Genomic DNA, 5,249 nt, shown 5'->3' with positions numbered 1-5,249 from the left:
GTCACATTTCGCTGAGCGCGTACGGCAGCCCCCAGTGCCGCGTGGCTCCCCGTCTATCCTGTCGACGCCGCGTAATCTGAACGATTGTGACCGCCGAGTACTCCGCCCATCATCTGCAGGTGCTCGAGGGCCTGGAGGCTGTGCGCAAGCGCCCCGGAATGTACATCGGATCGACGGATTCCCGCGGTCTGATGCACTGCCTGTGGGAGATCATCGACAACTCGGTCGATGAGGCGCTGGCCGGCCACGGCTCGACGATCGAGATCGTGCTGTACGCCGACGGGAGCGTCGAAGTGCGAGATCGAGCCCGCGGCATCCCCGTCGACATCGAGCCTCGCACGGGACTGTCCGGCGTCGAGGTCGTGTTCACGAAGCTGCACGCCGGCGGAAAGTTCGGGTCCGGTTCGTACAGTGCGTCGGGCGGTCTGCACGGCGTCGGGGCGTCAGTCGTCAATGCCCTGTCGGAGCGTCTGGATGTCGAGGTAGACCGCGGCGGCAAGACCTGGGCGATGTCGTTCCACCGGGGTGAACCGGGCGAGTTCGCGGGCCCCACGCCGGACTCCGCCTTCACACCGTTCGAGAAGAGCTCGACCCTTCGCGTGGTCGGCAGGGCTCCGAAGGGCGTCACCGGAACACGCATCCGCTACTGGGCCGATCGGCAGATTTTCACGCGCGACGCATCGTTCTCGCTCGAAGACCTACAGCAGCGGGCCAGGCAGACGGCCTTCCTCGTACCGGGCCTGTCGATCACGATCACCGACGAACGTGACCCCGAGGCGCCGCTCACGACGGAGTACCGCTTCGACGGTGGGATTTCGGAGTTCGCGGAGTTCCTCGCTCCGGATGCCGCGGTCACCGATACCTGGCGACTGCAGGGCACCGGCACCTTCACCGAGACTGTTCCCGTGCTCCAGGCATCCGGGGCCATGGTGCCGACGGAGCTGGAGAGGACGTGTGAGGTCGACGTCGCGGTGCGGTGGGGGACCGGCTACGAGACCACGATGCGCTCGTTCGTGAACATCATCGCTACCCCGAAGGGCGGCACGCACCAGCAGGGGTTCGAGGCCGGCCTCATGAAGGTGATCCGCACGCAGGTCGAGCAGAATGCACGTCGGCTGAAGGTCGGCAACGACAAGCTCGATAAAGACGACATCTTGGCAGGCCTCACTGTCGTGCTCACGGTGAGACTCCCCGAGCCGCAGTTCGAGGGACAGACGAAGGAGGTCCTCGGCACCCCGGCCGTGCGCCAGATCGTCTCGACCGTGGTCTCCCGCGAGCTCGCGGCACGATTCGCCTCCACCAAGCGCGACGACAAGGCGCAGACTTCGCTCTTGCTCGACAAGGTCGTCGCCGAGATGAAGGCTCGCATCTCAGCCCGCGCGCACAAGGAGACGCAGCGTCGTAAGAACGCGCTGGAGTCATCGTCGCTTCCGGCCAAGTTGGTGGACTGCCGCTCGAACGACGTCGCCGACTCTGAGCTCTTCATCGTCGAGGGTGATTCGGCTCTGGGCACTGCCAAGCTCGCGCGCAACAGCGAGTATCAGGCGTTGCTTCCGATTCGCGGGAAGATCCTCAACGTCCAGAAGGCGTCGATCAGCGACATGCTCTCCAACGCGGAATGCGCATCGATCATCCAGGTCATCGGTGCCGGATCGGGTCGCTCCTTCGACATCAGCACGGCGCGCTACGGCAAGGTGATCCTCATGAGCGACGCCGACGTCGACGGCGCTCACATCCGTACGCTCCTGCTCACCCTCTTCTTCCGTTACATGCGGCCACTGATCGAAGAAGGCCGAGTGTTTGCCGCCGTTCCGCCGCTTCACCGCGTCATCGTGAAGCATCCCGGGTCCAAGCCCAACGAGACGCTCTACACCTACAGTGAGGCAGAGCTCCATGGTCTGCTGAGCCGGCTGACCAAGGCCGGCCGCACGTGGCAGGAGCCCATTCAGCGCTACAAGGGCCTCGGTGAAATGGATGCCGAGCAGCTCGCGACCACCACGATGGATCGCGCTGGTCGTACCCTGCGTCGCGTTCGGGTTCAGGATGCCGAAGCCGCGGCATCCGTCTTCGAACTGCTCATGGGCAATGACGTCGCGCCGCGGCGCGAGTTTCTGATCGAGTCGTCGGACCGGCTCGCTCGCGAGCGCATCGACGCCTGAGCGACGCCCTCAGGCGATCGGGCTCAGCGGACGACGGTGCCGATCGCGGCGACGCCGGCTTCCAGCGATACCCCGGATGCGTCGCGCTTGGCGCCGGCGGGCGGCAGGGTTCGTGCTGCACCGTCCTGCGCTACTGCGCGCGGGTCGGACCCCGCCCAGGCCAGAACCAGCCGGTCTTCACCCTTCAGGAGCCGGTGCGCGCGAACGCCGCCGGTTGCGCGACCCTTCGGGGGAAACTCGCTCAGCGGCGACACCTTGCCAGAGCTCACGTCTGCACCGGCCAGCGCGCCTGCGCTTCCCGCCGCCGTCACCACGACTGCCTCGGCAGCATCCGCGGCTGGGATCACGGCGAAGCCGATGACAGCAGCGCCCGAGCCCAAGCGGATACCCGCCATGCCGCCGGCCGCGCGTCCCTGAGCACGCACGGCGCTCGCGTCGAAACGCAGCAGCTGCGCATCGTCGGTGACGAAGAGAAGCTCGGCGTCATCGGGAGCCAGCGCCCCGCCGACGACAGCGTCGCCGGGCTTCAAGGCGATGATCTCGATCTCGTCACGAGCGGCGATTTCGCTCGGCAGCACGCGCTTGACGACACCCTGCGCGGTACCGATCGCGAGCGGGGTTGCGCCGTCCAGGGGAACGATCGCGACGACGTGCTCACCGCCCGCAAGTCCGAGGTACTGGTCTGCGCGGGTCCCTGCAGCGAGCTGCACCGCGTTACCGGGAACCGACGGGAGGTCGACGGGGGAGAAGCGCACGAGGCGTCCACGGGTCGTGAGTGCCCCGAGGTGGCCGCGGGTTGTCGCATCGGCGGCGCTACGGATCGCATCATGCTTCGACCGGCGTGTGGGCGAGACGATCCCGCCACCGGTAGCCTCCGGATCGAGGTCGGCCCGAACCATGCGACCCGTAGCCGAGAGGAACACTCGGCACGGGGTATCGGCGATCTGCAGATCCACGGGCTTCTTCGACGACGAGCGCGAAGCGACGGGCCCACCATTGAGCAGCAGAGTCCGGCGCGGCGTACCGAAAGCCTCGGCCGCGGCATCCAGCTCTGTGGCGACCTGTGCGCGGATCAACCTATCGCTCGCGAGCAGCGCCTCCAGCTCGGCGATCTCAGCCTTCAACGCGTCACGTTCCTGCTCGAGCTCGAGGCGCGAGAAGCGCGTGAGCCTGCGCAGACGAAGCTCAAGAATGTACTCGGCTTGCGGCTGGGAGAGGTCGAACACCTCCATGAGGCGAGTGCGGGCCTGCTCGCCGTCGTCGGACGCGCGGATCACCTGGATGACTTCGTCGATGTCGACGATTGCGATCAAGAGACCCTCGACCAGGTGCAACCGCTCACGTCGTTTGCCCAGGCGGTGCCGACTGCGCCGCGTCACGACCTCGATGCGGTGCCCGACGTACACCTCGAGCATCTCCTTGAGGCCGAGCGTCTGCGGCTGCCCTTCGACAAGCGCAACGTTGTTGATGCCGAAGGAGTCCTCCAGTGGCGTCAGTCGGTACAGCTGCTCGAGCACGGCGTTCGGGTCGAATCCGGTCTTGATGCCGATGACCAGCTGCAGGCCGCGGTGCCGATCGGTGAGGTCTGTGACGTCGGCAATGCCCTGCAGCTTCTTGGACGTGACGGCATCCTTGATCTTCTCGATCACCCGCTCGGGGCCGACGAGGTACGGGAGCTCAGTCACCACGAGGCCCGTGCGTCGGGGGCCCAGCGACTCGATCGACACCTTCGCGCGGGTCCTGACCGATCCGCGACCCTTGGAATAGGCATCCTTCACCCCGTCGAGTCCGACGATGATGCCGCCCGACGGGAAGTCGGGTCCGGGAACGAATTCCATGAGCTCTTCGACGGAGGCCTGGGGGTTCTCGAGCAGATGAATGGCTGCCGCTACCACCTCGATGAGGTTGTGCGGCGCCATGTTCGTGGCCATACCCACAGCGATGCCCGATGCGCCATTGACCAGCAGGTTCGGGAAGGCTGCGGGCAGGACCGCCGGCTGCTGGAACTGTCCGTCGTAGTTCGGGATGAAATCGACAACGTCCTCATCCAGGTTCTCGGTAAGCGCGAGCGCGGCGGCTGCTAGTCGCGCCTCGGTGTATCGGGGCGCAGCGGGACCGTCATCCAGCGACCCGAAGTTGCCGTGCCCGTCTACCAGCGGCACGCGCAGCGAAAAAGGCTGCGCCAGGCGTACGAGGGCGTCGTAGATCGCCGCGTCGCCATGGGGGTGGAGCTTTCCCATGACCTCGCCCACGACGCGGGAGCTCTTCACGTGGCCACGGTCGGGCCGCAGCCCCATGTCTGCCATTTGGAAGAGGATGCGGCGCTGCACCGGCTTCAAACCATCGCGGGCGTCGGGGAGGGCCCGCGAGTAGATCACCGAGTACGCGTACTCGAGGAACGAGCCCTGCATCTCTGCTGCGACGTCGACATCCTCGATCCGCTCGGCGACCTCAGCGGGCTGGGGGGGACGGGATGACGGCATGACAAAACCTCGAACGCTGGGGCGGACGCACCTCGGCCTCCGGGAAGAGGGGCCGTGGGAGACTGGCGTGGATGCCGATCACACTACCTGCGCACTCGCCGAGAACCCGGAGCCTCACCGACGTCGTGCCGGAGATGTTCCGTTCGCTGCGCGGGGAGAGCATCTGGCTGCGACCCGCCCAGAGCACCGTCCTCGTCATGCTCGACGGAGTGGGCGCTGCACAACTGCGGGCACGCGCCGGCCACGCGAGGTTTCTGGCGAGCATCAGCGGCATCCGCGACGTCGCCCGTACGACCTTTCCCTCGACCACAGCCAGCGCGCTCACGGGCCTGCTCACGGCGACGGATCCCGGACAGAACGGGATGCTCGGGTACCGGGTTCGTGTCCCCAAGACCGGCCGCGTTGCGAACCTGCTCCATGGCTGGGAAGACGGCGACCTGCCCGACGATTGGCAGCAAGAGCAGCCGCTTACTCGTGCGCAGGCCCGGCACGCGCCGGTCTTCGTGGTCTCGAAGCCGGAGTTTGCCACGACGGGCTTCACCCGCGCGACCACCGACGGAGCCCAGTTCGTCGGGGTCACCGACCTGGACGAGCGGATCGCCCGTGC

Annotated in this window: 3 protein-coding genes; 2 read left to right on the top strand and 1 reads right to left on the bottom strand. The window is 66.8% G+C overall.

Annotated elements, in window-relative coordinates:
- The first annotated feature begins 86 nt into the window (after positions 1 to 86).
- Complete coding sequence (locus tag B3587_RS13515) at positions 87 to 2,159, top strand: DNA gyrase/topoisomerase IV subunit B (protein ID WP_414683139.1); 2,073 nt, start codon at positions 87 to 89, stop codon at positions 2,157 to 2,159.
- A 23-nt stretch (positions 2,160 to 2,182) separates the two neighbouring features.
- On the opposite strand, the gene B3587_RS13510 is transcribed toward B3587_RS13515, so the two are convergent.
- A complete protein-coding gene (locus B3587_RS13510) occupies positions 2,183 to 4,642 on the bottom strand; it encodes a DNA gyrase/topoisomerase IV subunit A (RefSeq protein ID WP_292729544.1) in 2,460 nt (819 codons plus the stop codon).
- A 71-nt stretch (positions 4,643 to 4,713) separates the two neighbouring features.
- Between B3587_RS13510 and B3587_RS13505 the strand changes: the two genes are divergently transcribed.
- Positions 4,714 to 5,249, top strand: a 536-nt coding sequence (locus B3587_RS13505) for an alkaline phosphatase family protein (RefSeq protein WP_292729541.1), incomplete at its 3' end; no start/stop codon positions are given.

It is taken from the genome of Microbacterium sp. UBA837 (genome assembly GCF_002296025.1).
In the GTDB taxonomy this organism is placed as follows: Bacteria; Actinomycetota; Actinomycetes; order Actinomycetales; family Microbacteriaceae; genus Microbacterium.
The sequence above is the reverse complement of the archived record's forward strand: the minus strand, read 5'-3'. Positions and strand labels throughout refer to the sequence as shown.